This window comes from Pseudomonas sp. CFII68 (assembly GCF_000416195.1).
GTDB classification, from domain to species: domain Bacteria; phylum Pseudomonadota; class Gammaproteobacteria; order Pseudomonadales; family Pseudomonadaceae; genus Aquipseudomonas; species Aquipseudomonas kilonensis.
The window spans coordinates 93,747-115,988 of record NZ_ATLN01000126.1; the positions used below are offsets into that span (position 1 = coordinate 93,747).

16 protein-coding genes, 1 pseudogene and 1 riboswitch are annotated in these 22,242 nt (G+C 61.9%); of the genes and pseudogenes, 13 read left to right on the forward strand and 4 right to left on the reverse strand.

From position 1 onward, the window contains the following. Positions 1-59: 59 nt before the first annotated feature. The gene (locus CFII68_RS00825) at positions 60-1,499 is read right to left on the reverse strand and encodes a TolC family outer membrane protein (RefSeq protein WP_018614131.1); all 1,440 of its coding nucleotides are present in this window, start codon (positions 1,497-1,499) and stop codon (positions 60-62) included. 156 nt (positions 1,500-1,655) lie between these two features. Next, positions 1,656-1,761, forward strand: a riboswitch (TPP riboswitch). Positions 1,762-1,922: 161 nt separating this feature from the next. Between CFII68_RS00825 and thiC the strand changes: the two genes are divergently transcribed. Further along, positions 1,923-3,812 (forward strand): phosphomethylpyrimidine synthase ThiC, encoded by a 1,890-nt coding sequence (gene thiC, locus CFII68_RS00820; protein WP_014336271.1) that lies wholly within the window; start codon positions 1,923-1,925, stop codon positions 3,810-3,812. Positions 3,813-3,988: 176 nt separating this feature from the next. Continuing rightward, positions 3,989-5,281, forward strand: a complete 1,293-nt coding sequence (gene cytX / locus CFII68_RS00815) for a putative hydroxymethylpyrimidine transporter CytX (protein ID WP_018614133.1) — start codon at positions 3,989-3,991, stop codon at positions 5,279-5,281. On the opposite strand, the gene CFII68_RS00810 is transcribed toward cytX, so the two are convergent. Beyond that, entirely contained in the window at positions 5,250-5,996 is a 747-nt protein-coding gene (locus CFII68_RS00810; protein WP_018614134.1) for a DUF3298 domain-containing protein, read from the reverse strand. The two genes, cytX and CFII68_RS00810, sit on opposite strands and share 32 nt — an antisense overlap. Positions 5,997-6,210: 214 nt before the next feature. Here CFII68_RS00810 and CFII68_RS00805 point away from each other — a divergent pair, with 214 nt between their 5' ends. The 10 genes and pseudogenes from CFII68_RS00805 to CFII68_RS00760 all read left to right on the forward strand — a co-directional run bounded on the left by CFII68_RS00805 (position 6,211) and on the right by CFII68_RS00760 (position 16,914). Next, on the forward strand, positions 6,211-6,828 hold the full coding sequence (locus tag CFII68_RS00805) for an NUDIX domain-containing protein (RefSeq protein WP_018614135.1): 618 nt from the start codon (positions 6,211-6,213) through the stop codon (positions 6,826-6,828). Further along, a pseudogene (locus CFII68_RS00800) lies at positions 6,819-7,272 on the forward strand (DUF1249 domain-containing protein). Before CFII68_RS00805 ends, CFII68_RS00800 begins: the two are co-directional and overlap by 10 nt. A 99-nt stretch (positions 7,273-7,371) precedes the next feature. Next, positions 7,372-8,187 carry a 3',5'-cyclic-AMP phosphodiesterase gene (gene cpdA / locus CFII68_RS00795; RefSeq protein ID WP_018614137.1) on the forward strand — a complete coding sequence of 272 codons (816 nt, stop codon included), beginning with the start codon at positions 7,372-7,374 and terminating at the stop codon, positions 8,185-8,187. Positions 8,188-8,982: 795 nt separating this feature from the next. After that, positions 8,983-9,342 carry a DUF6124 family protein gene (locus CFII68_RS00790; RefSeq protein ID WP_018614138.1) on the forward strand — a complete coding sequence of 120 codons (360 nt, stop codon included), beginning with the start codon at positions 8,983-8,985 and terminating at the stop codon, positions 9,340-9,342. Between the two features lie 350 nt (positions 9,343-9,692). Next, positions 9,693-10,301 carry a YqiA/YcfP family alpha/beta fold hydrolase gene (locus CFII68_RS00785; protein WP_018614139.1) on the forward strand — a complete coding sequence of 203 codons (609 nt, stop codon included), beginning with the start codon at positions 9,693-9,695 and terminating at the stop codon, positions 10,299-10,301. A gap of 42 nt (positions 10,302-10,343) precedes the next feature. Continuing rightward, entirely contained in the window at positions 10,344-12,248 is a 1,905-nt protein-coding gene (gene parE / locus CFII68_RS00780; RefSeq protein ID WP_018614140.1) for a DNA topoisomerase IV subunit B, read from the forward strand. Beyond that, the gene (locus CFII68_RS00775; RefSeq protein ID WP_018614141.1) at positions 12,248-13,234 is read left to right on the forward strand and encodes an esterase-like activity of phytase family protein; all 987 of its coding nucleotides are present in this window, start codon (positions 12,248-12,250) and stop codon (positions 13,232-13,234) included. Before parE ends, CFII68_RS00775 begins: the two co-directional genes overlap by 1 nt. Then, the gene (locus tag CFII68_RS00770) at positions 13,231-13,752 is read left to right on the forward strand and encodes a TIGR02281 family clan AA aspartic protease (RefSeq protein ID WP_018614144.1); all 522 of its coding nucleotides are present in this window, start codon (positions 13,231-13,233) and stop codon (positions 13,750-13,752) included. The genes CFII68_RS00775 and CFII68_RS00770 overlap by 4 nt, the downstream gene beginning before the upstream one ends. A gap of 10 nt (positions 13,753-13,762) precedes the next feature. After that, positions 13,763-16,027: a DNA topoisomerase IV subunit A gene (gene parC / locus CFII68_RS00765; RefSeq protein WP_018614146.1), complete on the forward strand. Its 2,265-nt coding sequence runs from the start codon at positions 13,763-13,765 to the stop codon at positions 16,025-16,027. 179 nt (positions 16,028-16,206) lie between these two features. Then, the gene (locus CFII68_RS00760) at positions 16,207-16,914 is read left to right on the forward strand and encodes a membrane integrity-associated transporter subunit PqiC (protein ID WP_018614148.1); all 708 of its coding nucleotides are present in this window, start codon (positions 16,207-16,209) and stop codon (positions 16,912-16,914) included. Positions 16,915-17,345: 431 nt separating this feature from the next. On the opposite strand, the gene CFII68_RS00755 is transcribed toward CFII68_RS00760, so the two are convergent. After that, positions 17,346-18,860, reverse strand: coding sequence for an AhpA/YtjB family protein (locus CFII68_RS00755; RefSeq protein WP_018614149.1), 1,515 nt, complete (start codon positions 18,858-18,860; stop codon positions 17,346-17,348). Between the two features lie 133 nt (positions 18,861-18,993). Here CFII68_RS00755 and serB point away from each other — a divergent pair, with 133 nt between their 5' ends. Then, positions 18,994-20,208 carry a phosphoserine phosphatase SerB gene (serB, locus tag CFII68_RS00750; protein ID WP_003197189.1) on the forward strand — a complete coding sequence of 405 codons (1,215 nt, stop codon included), beginning with the start codon at positions 18,994-18,996 and terminating at the stop codon, positions 20,206-20,208. A gap of 161 nt (positions 20,209-20,369) precedes the next feature. On the opposite strand, the gene CFII68_RS00745 is transcribed toward serB, so the two are convergent. Then, entirely contained in the window at positions 20,370-22,130 is a 1,761-nt protein-coding gene (locus tag CFII68_RS00745) for a hypothetical protein (protein WP_033062957.1), read from the reverse strand. Positions 22,131-22,242: the final 112 nt, after the last annotated feature.

The window sequence follows — 22,242 nt, forward strand, 5'->3', positions numbered from 1 at the left end:
TTGCTCCCACACCAGCTTTGCTCCCACAGGGGGGCTGGACAAGCCTTCCCTCGGTGAGGTTATTGCGCCGGCCGCGAGCGCAATTGCTCCGCTGCGGCCTGGGCCAGGTCTGGCGGCAGGAAGTCGCGGTCGGGGTTGTAGTCGGGCTTGAGGTAGCGTGACAGGTCTTGCAGGTCCGCCGGGCTCAACGTCCCGGCCGCCTGCTTGAGGCGCAGGTTGTCGAGAATGTAGTCGTAGCGGGCGTTGTTGTAGTTGCGCACCGAGGTGTACAGCTGACGCTGGGCATCGAGCACATCGACGATGTTGCGAGTGCCCACCTGGTAGCCGATTTCCGTGGCTTCCACCGCGCTCTGGTTGGAGATGATCGACTGGCGCCGGGCCTGGACCTGCTCCACGTCGGTGTTTACCGCGCGGTGCAGGTTACGGGTGTTTTCCACCACCTGCCGGCGCAGGCCTTCGCGTTGCTGTTCGGTCTGAGTGAGCTGCGAGTAGGACTCGCGCACCTGGGAGCTGGTCAGCCCGCCGCTGTAGATCGGGATGCTCAGTTGCAGGCCGATGGTGCGTTGCTCGGCATCGCCGCCATAACGCTGACCGGTGGGGCTCGGGTTGGTGAAGCCGAGGCCGTCGTTGTCGCCTTTTCTATACTGGGCTATCGCGTCGAGGGTCGGTGCATGGCCAGCCTTGCGTTGGCGCAGGGTGTCCTCGGCGGCATCGACGGCGTAGTTGCTGGCCAGCAGGTTCAGGTTCTGCTTGGCCGCCGTGTCGACCCAGGCTTTGGCATCGTTCGGCGTCGGCGGCAGGATCGGCAAGGTGTGGACGATGCCCTGGAGCGCGTTGTACTGACGGTTGGTCAGGGTGATCAAGGCTTCGAAGGCGTCTTCGACCTGGCGCTGGGCGAGGATCCGGTTGGCCCGTGCTGTGTCGTAGCTGGCCTGGGATTGCAGCACGTCGGTCTTGTCCGACAGGCCTACGTCGAAGCGTTCGTTGGACTGGTCGAGCTGGCGCTTGAACGCGGCTTCCTCGGCCTTGGTCGAGGCCAGGTTGTCCTGGCTACGCAGCACGTTGAAGTAGCTCTCGGCGCTTTGCAGGATCATGTTCTGTTCAGTGGCTGACAGTTGCAGCGACGCTTGTTCGTCGACGGACTTTGCCGCCTGGAGCTGGAACCAGCGGTCGGCGCGGAAAATCGGCTGGGACAGTGTCGCCTGGTAAACCGTGGAACTGCGGTTGGCGGTCATCGCCGGCTGGTCAAGCTCGGTACGCGTGTTGTTCAGATCGGCGCCGGCCGAAAGGTTGGGCAACAACCCGGCGCGAGCCTGGGGCACCACTTCCTTTTGGGCGCCATACTGGGCGCGGGCAGCGGCCAGGTCGGCGTTGTTGTCCACCGCTTCCTGATACACGCTCACCAGATCGGTTTTGGTGGTCAAGGGCGCTTCGGCGGCCCAGGCCATTGCGTTGGACGCACAAGACACGGCCAGGGCCAGTGAAAGTTTGCGCAGCATGAGGCTATCCCTAGTTCGCAAATGAGTGCGCATAAGTGGCGCGCGGCGTAGCGAGTGTAGTTGCGCCCGGGCGTGGCAACAATCCTGTATATGCGCCATTCATCACGCCTTTTGCCCTGGCGATGGCGTTCTCTCGTGGTTGTGTCTAGACTGGCCGGGTTCTTGTCGGGGTGCCTTGCTATGAGGCTGAGATCGAATAATTTCGGATCCCGTTGAACCTGATCAGGTTAGCGCCTGCGTAGGGAACAAGATTTCTCGTCACCCGGCGAGTCCTCTTGTGCTTCGTCCGGGATGTCGTTCGACCATCGAACGCACTCGAGCAGCAAGCACAGCGTCCGCATTTTCGTGCAGGGACGCGTCCATTCGTTACAGGTTCGCTCCGACAAAAATCCACTGCCTGGATGTGTGTCTGGAGAGCCCGTGATGACGACAAAATCAAAAAACGCGATCAACCTCAGTGATTCGGCCAAGGTCGATGAGCAATCGGTTCAGCCCTTTACCCGCTCGCAAAAAATCTATGTCCAGGGCAGCCGCCCGGATATCCGCGTGCCCATGCGCGAAATCAGCCTCGATGTAACCCCGACCGACTTCGGCGGCGAAATCAACGCGCCGGTCGTGGTGTATGACACTTCGGGCCCGTACACCGACCCGAACGTGATCATCGACGTGCGCCAGGGCCTGGCCGACGTGCGCTCTTCGTGGATCGAAGCCCGTGGCGACACCGAGCGTCTTGCCGGCCTGAGCTCCAACTTCGGCCAGGAACGCCTGGCTGATCCCGAGCTGACCAAGCTGCGCTTTGCTCACGTGAACAACCCACGTCGCGCCAAGCCGGGTGCCAACGTCAGCCAGATGCACTACGCGCGCAAAGGCATCATCACCGCCGAGATGGAATACGTTGCCATCCGCGAAAACATGAAGCTGGAAGTCGCCCGCGCCGCCGGCCTGCTGGACCAGCAACACGCCGGCCACAGCTTCGGCGCCAGCGTGCCGAAAGTCATCACCCCGGAATTCGTGCGTGACGAAATCGCCCGTGGCCGCGCGATCATCCCGGCCAACATCAACCACACCGAACTGGAACCGATGATCATCGGCCGTAACTTCCTGGTGAAGATCAACGGCAACATCGGCAACAGTGCGCTGGGTTCGTCCATCGAAGAAGAAGTGGCGAAGCTGACCTGGGGCATCCGCTGGGGTTCGGACACGGTCATGGACCTGTCCACCGGCAAGCACATCCATGAAACCCGCGAGTGGATCATCCGCAACTCGCCAGTGCCGATCGGCACCGTGCCGATCTACCAGGCCCTGGAAAAAGTCGGCGGCGTGGCTGAAGACCTGACCTGGGAGCTGTTCCGCGACACGCTGATCGAACAGGCCGAGCAGGGCGTCGACTACTTCACCATCCACGCCGGCGTGTTGCTGCGCTATGTGCCGATGACCGCCAAGCGCGTCACCGGTATCGTCAGCCGTGGCGGTTCGATCATGGCCAAGTGGTGCCTGGCGCACCACAAAGAGAACTTCCTCTACACCCACTTCGAAGACATCTGCGAAATCATGAAGGCCTACGACGTCAGCTTCTCGCTGGGCGATGGCCTGCGTCCGGGCTCGATTGCCGACGCCAACGACGAAGCGCAGTTCGGTGAGCTGGAAACCCTCGGCGAGCTGACCAAGATCGCCTGGAAGCACGACGTGCAATGCATGATCGAAGGCCCCGGCCACGTGCCGATGCAACTGATCAAAGAGAACATGGACAAGCAGCTCGAGTGCTGCGACGAGGCGCCGTTCTACACCCTCGGCCCACTGACCACCGACATCGCGCCGGGCTACGACCACATCACCTCCGGCATCGGTGCGGCGATGATCGGCTGGTTCGGTTGCGCCATGCTCTGCTACGTCACGCCGAAGGAACACCTCGGCTTGCCGAACAAGGATGACGTGAAGACCGGGATCATCACCTACAAGATCGCCGCGCACGCCGCCGACCTTGCCAAGGGCCACCCGGGCGCGCAGATCCGTGACAACGCCTTGAGCAAGGCGCGTTTCGAGTTCCGTTGGGAAGACCAGTTCAACCTCGGCCTGGACCCGGACACCGCTCGCTCGTACCACGACGAAACCCTGCCGAAGGACTCGGCCAAGGTGGCGCATTTCTGCTCGATGTGCGGGCCGAAATTCTGCTCGATGAAAATCACCCAGGAAGTGCGCGAGTACGCGGCCAACCAGCGCATTGAAGCGGTGGATGTCGATGTCGCCCAGGGCTTGGCGGAGCAGGCTGAGCGGTTCAAGAAGGAAGGTAGTCAGCTTTACAAGAAAGTCTGATTTGGGCTGAGCTGAGGGTGGCGGTGTCCTCACTGCCGCCTTCGCGAGCAGGCTCGCTCCCACAGTGGATCTCGGTCGTTCACAAATCTTGTGTCCACCGTAAATCCCCTGTGGGAGCGAGCCTGCTCGCGATTGCGATCATCAGAACAACAAATATCCCTCTGAGACAACGACCCTTGAACATCCAACCCAGCACCTACTCCCCAGACACCGCCGTCCCCCTGGACAAACGCGTCTTCGGCGCCCGCGATCTGTTTTCCCTGTGGTTCTCCCTGGGCATCGGCCTGATGGTCTTGCAGGTCGGTGCCTTGCTCGCGCCGGGCCTGGGTCTCAGTGGTTCGTTGCTGGCGATTTTCTTCGGCACGCTGGTGGGCGTTCTGCTGCTGGCCGCCGTCGGGGTGATCGGCAGTGACACCGGCCTGTCGGCCATGGCTGCCCTCAAGCTCAGCCTCGGCGGCAAGGGCGCGAGCGTGCCGGCGGTGTTGAATCTGCTGCAGTTGATCGGCTGGGGCTCGTTCGAAATCATCGTCATGCGTGATGCCGCCAGCCTGCTCGGTGCCCGAGCCTTCAGCGAAGGCAGCCTGGGCTCCAACCCACTGCTGTGGACGCTGTTCTTCGGCGCCCTGGCGACACTGCTCGCCGTGAGCGGGCCGCTGACGTTCGTGCGCAAGGTCCTGCGCAAGTGGGGCATCTGGTTGCTATTGGCGGCTTGCATCTGGTTGACCTGGAACCTGTTCGCCAAGGCTGATCTGGTTGCGCTGTGGGCCGAGGCAGGCGATGGTTCTATGCCGTTGGCGGTGGGGTTTGACATCGCCATTGCGATGCCGCTGTCGTGGTTGCCGCTGATTGCCGACTATTCGCGTTTCGGCAAGCGCGCCAAGAACGTCTTCGGCGGCACTGCCGTGGGCTTCTTCATCGGTAACGTCTGGCTGATGAGCCTGGGCGTGGCCTACACCCTGGCGTTCGCGCCGAGCGGTGAAGTCAACGCGTTGCTACTGGCCTTGGCTGGCGCCGGGCTGGGTATTCCGCTGCTGCTGATTCTGTTGGACGAGTCGGAAAACGCCTTCGCCGACATTCACTCGGCGGCGGTGTCGACGGGCATGCTGTCGGGGTTGAAAGTCGAGCACCTGGCCTTGGCGATTGGCGTCATCTGCACCTTGATCGCCTGCTTCGCACCGTTGGCGCAATACCAGAACTTCCTGTTGCTGATCGGCTCGGTGTTCGCACCGCTGTTCGGCGTGGTGCTGGTGGACCACTTCATCCTGCGCAAACGCAGCAGCCAAGGGGTGTCGGCCGCGTTGCGCTGGCCGGCCCTGTTGGCCTGGCTGGGTGGGGTGAGCACTTATCACCTGCTGGCCAACCTCTATCCGGACGTCGGCGCAACCCTGCCGTCGCTGATCCTGGCAGGGTTGCTGCAACTGTTGCTGGGCCGGGCTTTCAGCTACGGCCGGGGAACAGCTCGGGCTTGAGGATGCCGTTGAGGCGTGGGTAAGCGATCTTCAGTTCGATGTGGCCCAGGGCGTACGGCGCGATGGTGCTCACTTCGTACTTGAGGATCACCCCGCCGTAGGTCAGCGCCACGTGTGGGGTTTTCTGGAAGGACCACTGTTTCAGGAATTCGGGTTCCTGATCCAGCTTGGTGCTGATCAGCCAACTGTTGTGGGCGACCTGGGCGGCTTTCCAGAACGCTTCTTCCTGGCCCGGCAGCAGCATGTCCGACAGCGTCAGCACCTTGTGTTGCTGGCGCGAATAGTTGATGAAGCCGCGACCCGGCGTGCCGTGGGCGCCGCCGGTGTCCAGGTAGCTGGACAATTCGATGATCACCAGGCCGTCATGTTGCTCACGTACCTTGGCCTGCAAATAGCTGCTGTTGCGGGGGGCGGCGTTGCGCAGGAACTGCTCGCGATAGGCGGCAAGCGTCGGCGCCGCCGGGGCGTCCGGGGTGGTGCGGGTCATTTGCAGCAGGCGCTTTTCAACGATGCCGTCCAGGGCTGGCTCGGTGGGAAAGTGCAGGGTATCGATGTTCACCAATGGGCAGTCGGCACTGGCGCAACCTTGTTGCAGCTGTTCCGACGCATCGCGGGTGGTTTCCAGCGGTGCGCGATAATTGGGTTGGAACAGGCTTTGGCAAGCGCCCAGGGTCAGGGCAATGGCGGCCACGGAGGCAGTTTTGAAAAGCGACATGGGCGTCCTTCATGGAACAGGGAAAGGCGAAAAGTTACCCGCTTCGACTGCCAGCAGGACAATCAGTTCGCCACTAAGCTCATTAGAGTTCTTTCACCTTCTGCCGTCCATCCCGATGAGTGGAAAGGGGCTGCATCAAAGGGTACGGGCGCGTTAGGATGGCGCGAAGCCGAGGTTGGAACCTCGTATTGATCGACTGCACACGAGGATTGTCATGACCGATTTCGCCAACGCCACACCGAACACCGTGGACATCGTCAAGCGTGAAACCTGCTTCAAGGGTTTCTATAAGCTCGACCGCCTTGTCTTGCGCCACGAGTTGTTTGCCGGTGGTATGAGCCGTGAGATCAGCCGTGAGTTGTTCGTGCGTCATGACGCCGTGTGCGTATTGCCCTACGACCCGCAGCGCGATGAAGTGGTGTTGATCGAGCAGTTTCGCGTGGGTGCCATCGGCAAGACCACCAACCCCTGGCTGGTGGAACTGGTGGCCGGCCTGATCGACAAGGACGAGCAACCGGAAGAAGTTGCTCATCGCGAAGCGCAGGAGGAAGCTGGGCTTGTGTTCGCTGCGCTTTGGCCGATGACCAAATATTTTCCATCGCCGGGCGGCAGCAATGAATTCGTACATTTGTACCTGGGGCGTTGCGACAGCACGGGGGCAGGCGGCCTGCATGGCCTTCTGGAGGAAGCCGAGGACATTCGGGTGAAGGTCTGGGCCTACGAAGATGCCTTGCAAGCTGTGCGCGACGGGCGTATCTGCAACGCGGCCAGCATCATTGCCTTGCAATGGCTGGCCTTGAATCGCGATGAAGTGAGGGGGCTATGGTCCTGAACAAGCTGCGCGACCGCTATCGCGTCGATCTGGTGGGGTTGCAGGCCGCCTGCGAGGCCAATTACGCATCGCCTGATGCGCTTGTTGCCGGACATGCGCAACGACCCGGCGCCTCGGCGCATCGCCGTGACCCACGGCGACCAGATGCTGGGCGTGCTGGCCCTGGAAGTGCTGCAGACCTGTCCCTACACCACCACGTTGCAAGTGCGTCAGGAGCACAGCCTGCCTTGGTTGCCGGTGCCGCAACTGGAGGTCCAGGTCTATCACGATGCGCGCATGGCCGAAGTTGTCAGTGCCGAACATGCACGACGCTTTCGTGGCATCTATCCTTACCCCAATGCCTCGATGCACCAGCCGGATGAAAAAGCCCAGTTGAACCTGTTCCTGGGCGAGTGGCTGAGTCATTGCCTGGCGCTGGGCCACGAGTTCGAAGTCGTTCGGTAGTTGTGAACCGGTTCCGGTTCGCGGGTTTCCCCTTTCGATCGTCCCCCAGCATAATTGCGGCTTCATGCAACGGCGTGACTGCGCCTGGGAGAGAGCGATTTGCCGAGCGTATCCAGCTTGACCACTGCCGATGCGGCGTTGCTGGTCCAACTGTCTGACAGCCATTTGTTCGCCGAGGCCGATGCCTCGTTGCTGGGCATGAATACCCGTGACAGTTTGCGGGCGGTCATTGATTTGGTGCTCAAGCAGCAGCCGGACATTGACCTGATGCTCGCCACCGGGGACCTGTCCCAGGACGGTACGCTGGAGTCCTACGAGGCGTTTCGGCAATTGACTGCGCGAATCGATGCGCCGGCGCGGTGGATTCCCGGTAACCATGATGAGCCGCAGGTGATGCTCAAGGCGACGGTCAAGAGCAGGTTGCTCGATCCGGTGGTGGACATTGGCAATTGGCGCGTGACGATGCTCGATTCTGCCGTGCCTGGTTCGGTGCCGGGTTTTTTGGCCGAGGAGCAGTTGATTCTGTTGGCCAATGCCTTGAGTGAGGCGCCGGAGCGGCATCACTTGGTGTGCCTGCATCATCATCCTGTTTCGATTGGGTGTGTGTGGATGGAGCCGATTGGGTTGCGTAATCCTGAGGCGCTGTTTGCGGTGTTGGATCGGTTTCCCCAGGTGCGGGCGGTGTTGTGGGGGCATGTGCATCAGGAGGTTGATCGGGTGCGCGAGGGGGTTCGTTTGTTGGCTTCGCCTTCGACCTGTATTCAGTTTGAGCCTGGGAGTGAGGATTTTGCGGTGGGCTCGCAGGCGCCGGGGTATCGGTGGTTGCGGTTGTTGCCGGATGGGCGATTGGAGACGGGGGTTGAGCGGGTGGTTGGGTTTGCGTTTACCCCGGACTATGGCTCCAACGGGTACTGAGGACGAGGCGGCCTGACAGCTGGCCTGTCTCTCCCGGTTGTACATCTTTCAGATCTGTGGGAGCAAAGCTTGCTCGCGATGGCGGCCTGACTGAGTACATATCCATTGCTGCGGTAACGGCCGCTTAGGGTTCCGCCCTGACGGCGGGTCACTTTCGAAAAGCGCGAAAGTAACCAAAGCGCTCCTGCCCCACCACTCGGTGCCTCGCTAGGGCTCGGCATGCCCTCACTCCGGCATTGCTCCGTGGGCCCGCCGCGAAGGGCCATCCATGGCCCAGCGCGGCTATCCCGGCATCCATGCCGGGATGCCCACTGCGCAATGCCTGCGTTCGGCCATCGTGGTTAACGGGGCGCCGAGATCAACGTCCACCGCGAGGCGGCCTAGTAGCCGACCTGGTTCTCACGGTCGTACACCCATCAGACTTGTTTGAGCAGGACCTGTGGGAGCAAAGCTTGCTCGCGAAGACGGCGCTACATTCAGCATGGATGCAAGCAGACCCACCGCCATCGCGAGCAAGCTTTGCTCCCACAGAGATCGGCGGTGGACGCTGATCTTATAAACGACCAAAAACCTGTGTGGGAGCGAGCTTGCTCGCGATGGCGGCTGACAGCCGACCAGGGTTTGTGGGAATGGTCGGACATCCTTCCTGGTTCAAGCAGATTTTTCCGACGAGCTCTGGCGGTTGCTGGGTGGGAAGGGCTGTCGCTAACCTTTTCCCGTCGCTGAAAGTTCAGCGGCCGGGCCTGGAAACCCGAAAGTAGGAGGGCGTTATTTCAATCCTAGTGGAGCGCCAACATGTCTGAAGATAACTCTGGGCCAACAAAAAAAGATTCCATTTCTCCCGAAGCCAGCCAGATTCCCCCGATACTCGATGAAGCCGCCAAGCGAGCCATCGACCATTATCTTGATCCCAAACCTCAAGCCAAAAAGAAAAAGCCCTCAGGTCAACTGTTCACCGTCGTGGACGGCGTCGACACCGAAAGCCTGCTGGCCAACCTCAGCGAAACCCTGGCCTCAGCCGATGCCATGGTCAGCGACCTTGCCTTCGACCTGAAAGGCTCGCGACGCCATGTTGCCCTTGGCATTCAGCAACTGATTGAGCTGGGCGCTTTATTGGCGAATCGGATGCTGGACAACGTCAACACACAACCCTGACCACACCGCGAGCAGAAGCGAGAAGGCTCCCACAGAGGGAGTGGTGGTGGGTGCGGGATCAATGCCCACCGCCGATCCCTGTGGGAGCTGAGCTTGCTCGCGATAGCGGTGGGTCTGCTTGCATTAATGCTGAATGTGCCTTCGTCTTCGCGAGCAAGCCCGCTCCCACAATCGGATCGGAGTACGACCGGAGAACCAGGCCAGCTGTCAGGCCGCCTCGCGAGCAAGCTTTGCTCCCACAGGTGCTGTGATCGACGGGTCATAGGAGGCAACAACACGGTCAAATCCCCCCCAATCACCGCAATCTCCCTGTAAACTCCGGCTTTTGCCCAACACCCAGGGAGTCGGCAATGTCGGGTTCGATCCTTTATATCCATGGCCTCAACAGCGCCCCGGCGTCGACCAAGGCCAGCCAGTTGACGCAAGTGATGACGCGCCTGGGCCTGAGCGACCAGTTGCAGGTGCCCGCCTTGCATCACCACCCCCGCCAGGCCATCGGTCAGTTGGAACAGGCGATTACAGAACTGGGGCGCCCGCTGCTGGTCGGCAGCTCGCTCGGCGGCTACTATGCCACTCACTTGGCCGAGCGCCACGGGCTCAAGGCCCTGCTGGTCAACCCTGCCGTCAGCCCGCATCGGCTGTTCGACGGCTACCTGGGCACGCAGAAGAATTTGTACACCGACGAAACCTGGGAATTGACCCACGACCACGTTACGGCCCTGGCCGAACTGCAAGTGCCGGCGCCCCGGGATCCGCAGCGGTTTCAGGTATGGTTGCAAACCGGTGACGAAACGCTGGATTATCGCCACGCCCAGCAGTATTACCGCGCCTGTGCCTTGCGCATCCAGGCCGGCGGCGACCACAGTTTCCAAGGGTTTGCCCAGCAGTTGCCGGCGCTGTTGAGTTTTGCCGGCATTGGCGCCGATTTGTACCAGGCGATCGACTTCACGTCGCTGTGAGCCCATCGCCCCTTTTTCATTGAACACTGACGACGAGACCCCATGGCCACTCCCAGCGCTAGCTCTTATAACGCAGACGCCATCGAAGTCCTCTCGGGCCTCGACCCGGTGCGCAAGCGCCCCGGCATGTACACCGACACCAGTCGGCCGAACCACCTCGCCCAGGAAGTCATCGACAACAGTGTCGACGAAGCCTTGGCCGGGCACGCCCGTTCGGTGCAGGTCATCCTGCACGCCGATCACTCGCTGGAAGTCAGCGATGATGGCCGCGGCATGCCGGTGGACATTCACCCCGAAGAGGGTGTGTCGGGCGTCGAGCTGATCCTCACCAAGCTCCACGCCGGCGGCAAGTTTTCCAACAAGAACTACCAGTTCTCCGGCGGTCTGCACGGGGTGGGTATTTCCGTGGTCAACGCCTTGTCGACCCAGGTGCGGGTGCGGGTCAAGCGTGACGGCAACGAATACCAGATGACCTTCGCCGACGGCTACAAGGCCACCGAGCTGGAAGTGGTCGGCACCGTCGGCAAGCGCAACACCGGGACCAGCGTGTATTTCGCCCCGGACCCGAAGTATTTCGACTCACCGAAGTTTTCCGTCAGCCGCCTCAAGCACGTGCTCAAGGCCAAGGCTGTGTTGTGCCCGGGGCTGCTGGTCAGTTTCGAGGACAAGGCCACCGGCGAGAAAGTCGAATGGCATTACGAAGATGGCCTGCGCTCCTACCTGGTGGACGCGGTCAACGGTTTCGAACGCCTGCCCGACGAGCCGTTCTGCGGCAGCCTGGCCGGTAACAAGGAAGCGGTGGACTGGGCGCTGTTGTGGCTGCCCGAAGGCGGCGAAAGCGTTCAGGAAAGCTACGTCAACCTGATTCCCACGGCCCAGGGCGGTACTCACGTCAACGGCTTGCGCCAGGGTTTGCTCGATGCGATGCGCGAGTTCTGTGAGTTCCGCAACTTGCTGCCCCGTGGCGTGAAGCTGGCGCCGGAAGACGTCTGGGAACGCATCGCCTTCGTGCTGTCGATGAAGATGCAGGAACCGCAATTTTCCGGCCAGACCAAGGAACGCCTGTCGTCCCGCGAAGCGGCGGCGTTTGTCTCCGGGGTGGTCAAGGACGCGTTCAGCCTGTGGCTCAACGCTAACCCGGAAACCGGTTTGGCCCTGGCAGAGCTGGCAATCAATAACGCCGGCCGCCGTCTCAAGGCCAGCAAGAAAGTCGAGCGCAAGCGCATCACCCAGGGGCCGGCATTGCCGGGCAAGCTCGCCGATTGTGCCGGGCAGGATCCGATGCGTTCCGAGCTGTTCCTGGTGGAAGGTGACTCCGCCGGCGGCTCGGCCAAGCAGGCGCGGGACAAGGAGTTCCAGGCGATCCTGCCGCTGCGGGGCAAGATCCTCAATACCTGGGAAGTGGACGGCAGCGAAGTGCTGGCCAGCCAGGAAGTGCATAACATCGCGGTGGCCATCGGTGTCGATCCGGGCGCCGCCGACATGAGCCAGCTGCGCTACGGCAAGATCTGCATCCTCGCCGACGCCGACTCCGACGGCCTGCACATCGCCACGTTGCTCTGTGCCTTGTTCGTTCAGCATTTCCGCCCGCTGGTGGATGCCGGCCACGTCTATGTGGCGATGCCGCCGCTGTACCGCATCGACCTGGGCAAGGAGATCTACTACGCCCTGGACGAAGCCGAGCGCGACGGCATTCTCGATCGCCTGGTGGCCGAGAAAAAACGCGGCAAGCCGCAGGTCACCCGATTCAAGGGCCTGGGCGAGATGAACCCGCCGCAGTTGCGTGAAACCACCATGGACCCGAACACGCGCCGCCTGGTGCAGTTGACCCTGGATGATTTCGAGGCAACGTCGGAAATGATGGACATGCTGCTGGCGAAGAAACGCGCGGGTGACCGCAAATCCTGGCTTGAATCCAAAGGGAACCTGGCCGAGGTGCTGGCCTGATGCGCAACGGTTTCGCCCTGGCGTTGTTGCTGTGGGCGGGGGTTGTGGCCGCAGGGCCTGCACCGGAACTGAAGCTGCTGTCCGAGCATGCCGTTGATGGCATGCGCGGCGGCAATTTGTCGGGGCTGGCGCTGTGCGGCAGCGACATGTGGACGGTGTCCGATCGCGACGATGACCGGATCTACCGCCTCACGCCCGTCGATGCGCCGGTCTGGCAAGCCGAAGTGGTTGAAATCGAGGTGCCGAAGGTGCCGGACAGCGGGTTGCCTTGGGGCTTGAAATCCCGAACCTGGGCGGCGTCGTTCCTGCGCGGTGGCGAGCTGGATTTTGAAGGCATCAGTTGCGACAGCGCTGGTAATCGTTATGTGGTCAGTGAGTCCCATGCCGCGGTGTTGCAGGTGCCGACGGAGGGGCCGGCGTCCTGGTTGAAAATCGCACCAACAATGATCCGCCAGGCCCGCGCCAGTGGCATGTTGCTGCATTTCAATGCGTTGTTCGAAGGCTTGGCGGTCAACCCGGCTGGTGACCAACTGTGGTTGGCGACCGAGCGCGAGCGTCGCGGCCTGCTGCTGATCAAGCGCCAGCAAACGGTGTGGGACTGCGAGGGTAATTGCGTGCTGCTGAGCGAAGCGGGGTTGGAGATGCAGCCGGCGCAATTCCCCAAGGCCAAGGCGGTTTCGCGGGATTTCGCCGATCTGTCATTGTTCAATGGCAAGCTGTTTACCCTGGAACGCAACGCCTTTGAGATCTGTCGGCGTGACCCCCAGACCGCCCAAGTGGAGCGGTGCTGGTCGTTTGCCGTCGAGGCATTGCAGGACAATCGCCGTTACCCACAGCCCTACGGGCTGGCCGAAGCGCTGGTGGTGAACGCTGAGGGCGCCTGGGTCGGCCTGGACAACAACGACGGTGCCCGCGCCGACGGCGAAACTCGGCCGATCGTCTGGCATTTTGCTGCGCCCGACGGTGGCTGGAGCGCCGCGCCATGAGCCAGCAACTGCCCGGCAAGCGCGCCGGCCGGGTGCTGATGATCCTGGCTTGGTGTGCGGCGCTGTTTCTGGCGACGCGTTTTTTTGCCCAATGGGAGCAGCGTCAGCAAAATCCCAATACCCAGGTGTATTCGCAAAAAGGCGAAGGTTTTATCGAGGTGAAGTTGGTCGGCAATACGCAGGGGCATTTTGTCGCCAGCGGCCAGATCAACGGCCAGCCGGTGGAGTTCATGCTCGACACCGGCGCCACCGACGTGGCGATTCCGGTGGAGTTGGCCGAGCGCCTCAAACTGGAAAAAGGTTTCGGCGTGACGTTGAGTACCGCCAACGGTTTGAGTGAGGGCTATCGCACCCGCATCGACCGGCTGCAATTGGGTGACATCGTCTTGCGCGATGTCCGTGCCCTGGTGGCGCCAGGCCTGGGTGGCACGCAAGTGCTGCTGGGCATGAGCGCCCTGAACAAACTTGAATTTACCCAGCGCGACGGCACCATGCTGCTGCGCCAGACAACGAACTGATGAGGCCCGCATGAGCGACATTCTTGCAGACAGCTTAGACGGCGTAGAACGCCGATCGCTGGCTGACTTCACCGAAAATGCCTACCTCAATTACTCCATGTACGTGATCATGGACCGCGCCTTGCCGCACATCGGCGACGGTTTGAAGCCGGTTCAGCGGCGGATCATCTATGCCATGAGTGAGCTGGGGCTGGATGCGGATTCCAAGCACAAGAAATCGGCGCGTACCGTCGGTGACGTGCTCGGTAAGTTCCACCCCCACGGCGACTCGGCCTGTTATGAAGCCATGGTGCTGATGGCTCAACCGTTCAGCTATCGCTACACGCTGGTGGACGGCCAGGGTAACTGGGGGGCGCCGGATGATCCCAAGTCTTTCGCGGCCATGCGTTACACCGAGGCGCGGTTGTCGCGCTATTCCGAAGTACTGCTCAGCGAGCTGGGCCAGGGCACCGCGGACTGGGGGCCGAACTTCGACGGCACCCTCGACGAACCCCTGGTTTTGCCGGCGCGTTTGCCGAATATTCTCCTCAATGGCACCACCGGCATTGCCGTGGGCATGGCCACTGACGTGCCGCCCCACAACTTGCGGGAAGTGGCCACGGCGTGCGTGCGTCTGCTGGATGAGCCGAAAGCCACGGTGGAGCAGCTCTGTGAACACATCCAGGGCCCGGACTATCCGACCGAGGCGGAAATCATCACGCCGCGTGCCGACCTGCTGAAAATCTACGAGACCGGTCGTGGTTCGGTGCGCATGCGCGCCGTGTACCACATAGAAGACGGCGACATCATTGTCACGGCGCTGCCGCATCAGGTCTCCGGGGCCAAGGTGTTGGAGCAAATTGCCGCAATGATGCAGGCAAAACCGTCGAAAGCGCCGCAAGTGGCTGACTTGCGCGACGAATCCGACCACGAAAACCCGTGCCGCATCGTGATTATCCCGGTCAACAGCCGGGTCGACCACGACGCGCTGATGCAGCACCTGTTCGCCAGCACCGACCTGGAGTCCAGCTACCGGGTCAACATCAACATCATTGGCCTGGACGGCAAGCCGCAGTTGAAAAACCTGCGGGCGTTGCTGGTGGAATGGCTCGAGTTCCGGGTCAAGACCGTGCGCCGGCGCCTGCAATTCCGCCTGGACAAGGTCGAGCGTCGCCTGCACCTGTTGGACGGCTTGCTGATTGCCTACCTCAACCTGGATGAAGTGATCCACATCATCCGCACCGAGGAGCACCCCAAGGCCAGCCTGATCGCCCGTTTTGCCCTGAGTGAAATCCAGGCCGACTATATCCTCGACACCCGCCTGCGGCAGTTGGCGCGGTTGGAAGAGATGAAGCTGCGCGCCGAGCAGGATGAACTGCTCAAAGAGCAGGCCAAGCTGCAAGCCCTGCTGGGCAGCGAAGCCAAGCTCAAGAAGCTGGTACGCACCGAACTGCTCAAGGACGCCGAAACCTACGGCGACGACCGTCGCTCGCCGATCGTCGAGCGTGCCGAAGCCAAGGCGCTGACCGAACACGACCTGTTGCCGAACGAGAAAGTCACCGTCGTGCTGTCAGAAAAAGGTTGGGTGCGCTCCGCCAAGGGGCATGATATTGACGCGACGGGGCTTTCCTACAAGGCCGGGGACGGCTTCAAGGCCTTGGCGGCCGGGCGTTCCAACCAGTTTGCGGTGTTCGTCGACTCCACCGGGCGCAGCTATTCGGTGCCAGCCCACACCCTGCCGTCGGCTCGTGGCCAGGGCGAACCGCTGACCGGTCGTTTAACGCCGCCGCCGGGTGCAACTTTTGAATGCGTGCTGATGCCAGATGATGATGGACTGTACGTAATTGCATCGGACGCGGGTTACGGGTTCGTGGTCAAGGGCGAGGACCTGCAAGCCAAGAACAAGGCGGGCAAGGCGTTGTTGAGCCTGCCGAACAACGCCAAGGTGATTGCGCCGCGGTCGGTGGCCGATCGAGAGAGCAACTGGCTGGCGTCGGTTACCACCGAAGGCCGGTTGCTGGTGTTCAAGATCAGCGACCTGCCACAGCTGGGTAAAGGCAAGGGCAACAAGATTATTGGTATTTCCGGCGAACGGGTCGCCAGTCGTGAAGAATATGTCACGGATATTGCAGTGTTGCCGGAAGGCGCCACGCTTGTGCTGCAGGCAGGCAAGCGCACGCTGTCGTTGAAGGCGGACGATCTTGAGCATTACAAGGGTGAACGCGGTCGGCGGGGCAACAAGCTTCCAAGAGGGTTTCAGCGAGTCGATGCGCTGCTCGTCGAAAACCTCAATTAGGCGTAGTAGAGGGCTCGGTCTGCGATTAAATGCCGCAGATCGATACTTTCGCGCTGGAGTCGGCGCGCATATTCACGGATGATAGGCCCTTTCAAGCGCCGGCGTGGCCGAGCGTTCTTCATAATGACCGAGTATTTTTTCACTGTGGCAAGCCTTGTGGCTGCCACCTGGACGGAACGATGACTGCTCTGCGCCTTCCTATTTTGTGGCTCGCCGGCCTGCTTGGCCTGGCGGGCTGCAGCATGAACCAGCCGGTGTCGCTGTACCAACTGGACAGCGGAACCCCGGCCCAGCCTGCGCAAAGCACAGGCATGGCAGTATTGCTGGGGCCGGTCCTGATCGCCGACTACCTGCAACGCGAAACCTTGTTGCAACGCCAACCGGACGGCAGCCTGCAGGCCGCCACGGATGGTCGTTGGGCCGGCAGCCTGTCTTCTGACATCGATCAGTTGCTGCTGCGCCAGGTCGCCGGGCATCTGGACAGCCAGCGTGTAGTGCTCGCACCTGCGACCCAAGGCTTCGCCCCGGATGTACAGGTGCTGCTGTCGATTACCCGCCTGGACTCGGGTAAAGCCCAGCCGGCAGTGCTCGATGCCCAATGGCGATTGATCGACCGGCGTGGCAAGGTGCGTGAGAACCGCATCGTTCATCTGCAAGAGCAACATGCTGGCACCACGGCGGCACAGGTCCAGGCCCAGGGCGTGCTCCTGCAACGCCTGGCCGAACAGTTGTCCGTGTCGCTCAAGCCTTTGGCCAACCAGCCTCCTGTTGCGGCTGAAGTCCCGCGCAAGGCTGCTCCTGCCCCGGCCAAGCCGGTAGAAAAGGAAAAGGACAAGATTCCCATGGCCTTGCCGATTCGCACGGACATGGAAGTGTTCAGGTTCTGACGCCAGGACTGGATTACAAGACAAAGCCCGCATCAATGCGGGCTTTGTTGTTTCTGCCGGTTGGATTCTCTGGTGCCTGGGCCGGCCCTTTCGCGAGCAAGCCCGCTCCCACACTGGATCTGTGGCTGACAGAGTTCCCCTGTGGGAGCGGGCTTGCTCGCGAAGAGGCCAGCGAAGGCAGTAAAAAAGCCCGCAGGCAATTGCTCGTCTTAGGCTCGGCACTCTCATGCATCCTTCAGCCGTTTTGGGGCTGCTCCGCAGCCCAGCGGGAGCAAGCTCCCTCGCCACGGGGCCGGTGATGTCCTGGATCTATGGCTTTGCAGAGGTCCCCCTGTGGGAGCGAGCTTGCTCGCGATGACGGCGCTGAAGGCAACAAAAAAGCCCGCAGACAATCACTCGTCTGCGGGCTTCGTCATTTCAAGTCCTGAGACTCAGGCCTGGCGTTCATGCATCCGTGCCAGTTGCCGCTCCAGCATCGATGGATAAGGCTCCATCAAGCGCTCCACGCAGCACGCGCCTTCGGGGCTGGCGATGGGGCGGATGCGGGCGCGCTGGCGGATCAGGGCGTCGTCGTTGATCTTGCGCTCCACCAGCAGCAGGTTGCGGCTGTGTTGCGACAGCGCCAGGGCGTCCTGGGCGGTTTCGGTCAGCAGCAGGTCGATCTGGCTCAGGCCGAACAAGCCATCGCCCAGGGTCAGGCCCAATTGCAGTTGCAGGGTGATGCCGCTGTCGGCGACTTCGATCTGCAACTGGTGGCCCAAGGCGCGCAGCAACTCACCGCAGCAAATGGCGTTGGTCAGGTAGTCATCACCGCTGTCTTCGGTGTGGAACAGCATCAGCGTGCTGCCATCGTTCAGGGTGTGCAGTTCGCCTTGATAGAGCGATGCGGCCTGGTCGAGGCAGTCGCGGTAGCGCTCGAGCAACTCCTTCAGGCGCGCCTGGGGCAGGCGGCGCAGTTGATCCTGGGCGCCCAGTTGCACGGCCAGTACGGCGCTGTGCTGGGGCAGGTTCGAGGCGACTGGCCTGGCGACCGGTTGAGGGGCTCCATCGACTGATTCGTCCCGCAGGTCGGCGAACGCGTCGTCGTCTTCCTCGTCCTCTACCGTGCGTACCACGTGGCGTGGCGCCGGTTTGGAGGCAGGCACTGGCTGGCTTTCATCGAAGCCCGGGTCGCGCAGGTTGCGCACTTCGAAGCCCGGCTCGGCATCGTCGTCCGCGTAGTCGATGTCTTCGGGTTCCGGCACCGGCTCAGGTTCCGGCGCGAAGCTGGCGTGCAGTTGCCGGGCCAGGTCGCCGATTTCGTCCTGGCGCTGGGTGGCCGGCGTGTGCTCGTCGATGTCCCGCAGCCAGACACGCAATTGCAGCAGCGGCGTAGAGATGTGTCGCCCCAGGCGCAGGCTCAAGGCCAGTGCCAGCGCCAGCAGTATCGCGCTGAGGATGCCCATGCTTTGCAGGCTGATGGTCATTGGTTGTTGGAACTGGTCCATGTCCAGGCTGATGCGCAGCTGCCCGGCGGTCACGTCCTGGAAGGTGATCTTGCTCTGGTACATGCCGCCGGACTCGCTCAGCAGGCCCGGCTTGGGACGCTGTCCGGCCTCGGCGAGGATGCGGTTGTCCACGCTGTAGATGGCGGCGTGGGCCACCAGTTTGTTCTTGGTCAGGTTGTTGAGCAGCACATTGAGGCTGAGGATGTCGTTGGACACCAGCAGCTCGGTGGCGGACGTGGCGGTCTGGGTGGTCAGGCTTTCACCCAGGGCATCGGCCTGCTCGTGCATGGCCTGCTTGAATTGCAAACCCATCACGCAGGCATAGATGACCAGGGCCAGGGCGACCAGGATCACGTTATGGCTGGCAATGCGCAATGCAATCGGCACACGACGGTGACGCAGTGCACGGAAGATCAGCAGGAAGAAGTTGTCGGTTTTGACTGGCGTGGGCCGGTTCACTGAGCTCGGCTCTTTGTCCGTGAAATTGACGCGCAGTATAGCGATAGCCCCATGACCGGCAAAGCACTGGCGGTGCCCGATGGTCACTGAATGTGGGTAGAATGCGGTTTTTTTCCACCTGCGGGGGTGCGCCTTGCGCGAAATCGTCCTGATAAACATCACTGGCAGCGACCGTCCGGGTCTGACTGCGGCCATTACCGGCGTTCTGGCCCAGGGTGGTGTGAACATTCTCGACATCGGTCAGGCGGTGATCCACGACACGCTGTCGTTCGGCATCCTGGTTGAAATCCCGGACGCCGAACAAGGCAAGTCCGTGCTCAAGGACATCCTGTTCACCGCCTACAAGCTCGACCAACAGGTGCGCTTCACCCCGGTGTCCGAGGACGATTACCGGCATTGGGTGGCTGGCCAGGGCAAGAAACGCCACATCGTGACCTTGTTGACCCGCAAGGTCACCGCCGAACAGTTGCAGCGCGTCAGCTCGATCACTGCCAAATATGACCTGAACATCGATCACATCGACCGACTGTCCGGGCGCATGCCGCTGGACACCCCGGACGACAAGGGCAAGGGCTGCATCGAGTTTTCGGTGCGCGGTGAACCGGCCGATCCCCAGGCGTTGCGTGCCGAGTTCCTCAGCGTGGCCCAGGAACTGAATGTCGACATCGCCTTCCAGGAAGATTCGCTGTTCCGCCGTAACCGCCGCCTGGCGGTGTTCGACATGGACTCGACGCTGATCGAAGCCGAAGTCATCGACGAACTGGCCAAGGCGGCCGGCGTGGGCGACAAGGTCTCGGCCATCACCGAGCGAGCCATGGCGGGCGAGTTGGATTTCCGCGCCAGCTTCAAGGAGCGTCTGGCACTGCTCAAGGGGCTGGACGTCAGCGTGCTGGATTCCATTGGCGCTTCCCTGCGCCTGACCGAAGGCGCCGAGACGCTGTTCGCCGAACTCAAGCGCCTGGGCTACAAGACTGCCATCCTGTCCGGCGGCTTCACCTACTTCGCCAAGCAGTTGCAGGCCAAGCTCGGCATCGACTACGTGTTCGCCAACGAACTGGAAGTGGTGGATGGCAAGGTGACTGGCGTGGCCGTCGAGCCGATCGTCGATGCCCAGCGCAAGGCGGACCTGCTGCGTGAACTGGCTGAAAAAGAAGGCCTGCGCCTGGAGCAGACCATCGCCGTGGGCGACGGTGCCAACGACTTGCCGATGCTGGCGATAGCGGGCCTGGGCGTGGCGTTCCGCGCCAAGCCGCTGGTCAAGCAGTCGGCCAGGCAGGCGATTTCAACCTTGGGGCTGGATGGGGTGTTGTACCTGTTGGGCTTCAGGGATCGTGACGGGCAGCTCTGAGTCTGTCGCAATCTTTGTGGCGAGGGGATCTAGCTGTGGGAGCAAGGCTTGCCCGCGATAAACGATAACGCGGTCTATAAAAAAACCGCGGTGCCCGCATCGCGAGCAAGCTTTGCTCCCACAGAGAATTCTCTCTTCACAAAGGGTTACGCGTTGGCTGCCTAGAGCGACTTCCACAACGAATCAAAATTCCCCTCTTGGTCGCCGCCATCCCCAGTCTCGGCTGAGTCTTCCGGGTGATAGGAAAACTGGTTGAAGCTGTGGGTACTGGTGACCCGGCGGTCCAGGCCGGCGCGGCGTTCCTGGCCGTTGGTATTGATCAGCACATGCTGGCCCTCCTGGAAAGGCAGGCGTGGGGCGATCATGGTTGGGGGCAGGTCAATGGCACTGATCTCGGGAAGCAACAGCCCGCGCAGGTAGTGGCCGTGCTCATTTTTTTCCCGGACCAGTTGCAGCCCGCAAGGCTGGGCGTGCGGTGCCACCAGCTCGATGCCCATTTGCATGGCCCCGTTGCGCACTTGCCGGATCCAGCGCACCACGGCAACGCTCCAGGCCTGGTCGCTGGTGTCCCGGATGCCGATCATTTCCCCGGCTTGTAGTTGTTCCGGCACTTCCTTGGGCCAGCCGAGGCAATAGCCGCCAGGGCTGTGGTTGATGATCGGCAGGTCGTAGGTGGGGAAGTGATGCTGGTTGTCGGAGCTGGTGCCATCGTCATCGGCTGGGTTGACCGGGTACTCGATTTCTTCATAGGGCAGCAGGTCGCTGTCGCCGACAGGGGCGGCGTCGAAGGCTTGGCCCCAGGTGTCGTTTGTCTTGCTCGGCGAGGCTTCGAAGCGGGCCTTGCGGGTGGTGGGGCTTTTCAGTATTTCGTTGAAAGAGCGCTCGCCGCCGAGGTAGTAGTGCAGCGCACTCATGCCCACGCACAGCGTCAGCGTGCCGTTGCCCTCGGTGCGCTGGAAACTGCGCTCGGCTGCTTCGCCCCAGGCTGCATGCAGGTGATGCAGGGTGTCGATGCTCATGCCACTCGGTACTGGCAGACTGTGCTCGGCAGGTTGTTCCAGGTGAGTGGCGATTATGCGCACCAGGGGCTGTGGATCGAACCCCTGCAAGGTCGGCTGCTGTTCGGCGCGGAACTTGGAACGATAGCGTGGCCCGACATCCAGCTCCGGAGCGACCGCGAACAGGCTGGTAGCGCTGGTGGCGGGGTCCAGCTTGACCCACTGGCTCCAGGATTCGAGCACTTCGGTCAGTCGTCCGATCTGGCTCTGGCGCAATTGATTGCTGCGTGAAGCGCCCAGCAACAAGGCGACGACATAGGTTTGCTCGGCGTTCAATTGATGAACCTGGCTGGCCAGTTCGTCACTCACGCTCAAGTGCTGCAAGCGGTGCAGGCAGGCGATCCGGTACAACTGATGCAAATCGAGCCACAATCCCTCGGGCACTGGGCTGTACAGCTGGCTCGCACGCAGCAGCGGGCCGTTGAGGGCATGCAGCGCCCGTTGCAGCGCGGTGCTCAGCAGGCGGGCACGGTCCTTGGTGTATTTCGACGCGATACGCGTCACGATCTGTTTGTAGCCCATCGCCAGCTGGGTTTGCAGGGCCTGGCACAGGTTGACGATCTTGCGCGAGCGATCATCCAGCACGATGGCCTGTTGCAGGAAGTGCCGCTCCAGGTGCTTGCAGACGTAATACACCTCGGGCCGCAGCAGCTCGAGCAGTTGCAGGCGATTGTCGCTGGGTGTGAGCAGTTGGTTGAGTTCACCAAGGGCTTGGTACAACAGGCGGGCGGTTTCGCCGATGTTGGCCTTGGGCAGGTTGGCGATCCAGCGTTTGAGGTCCTTTGGCGTAGCATCGCAGAATGACAGGCGTGATTGTGTCGGGGTCAGGACGCGCAATAGCTGGAGAGGGCTGGTCTCATTCATGCCGTGTACGGGCTCCGGCGGGAAATAAACGTGATGTTCCAACTCTAGCAGCTGACAGGCCGGCGCGTTGCCCTGAATGTGCTGTGGGAGCAAAGCTTGCTCGCGATGCAGG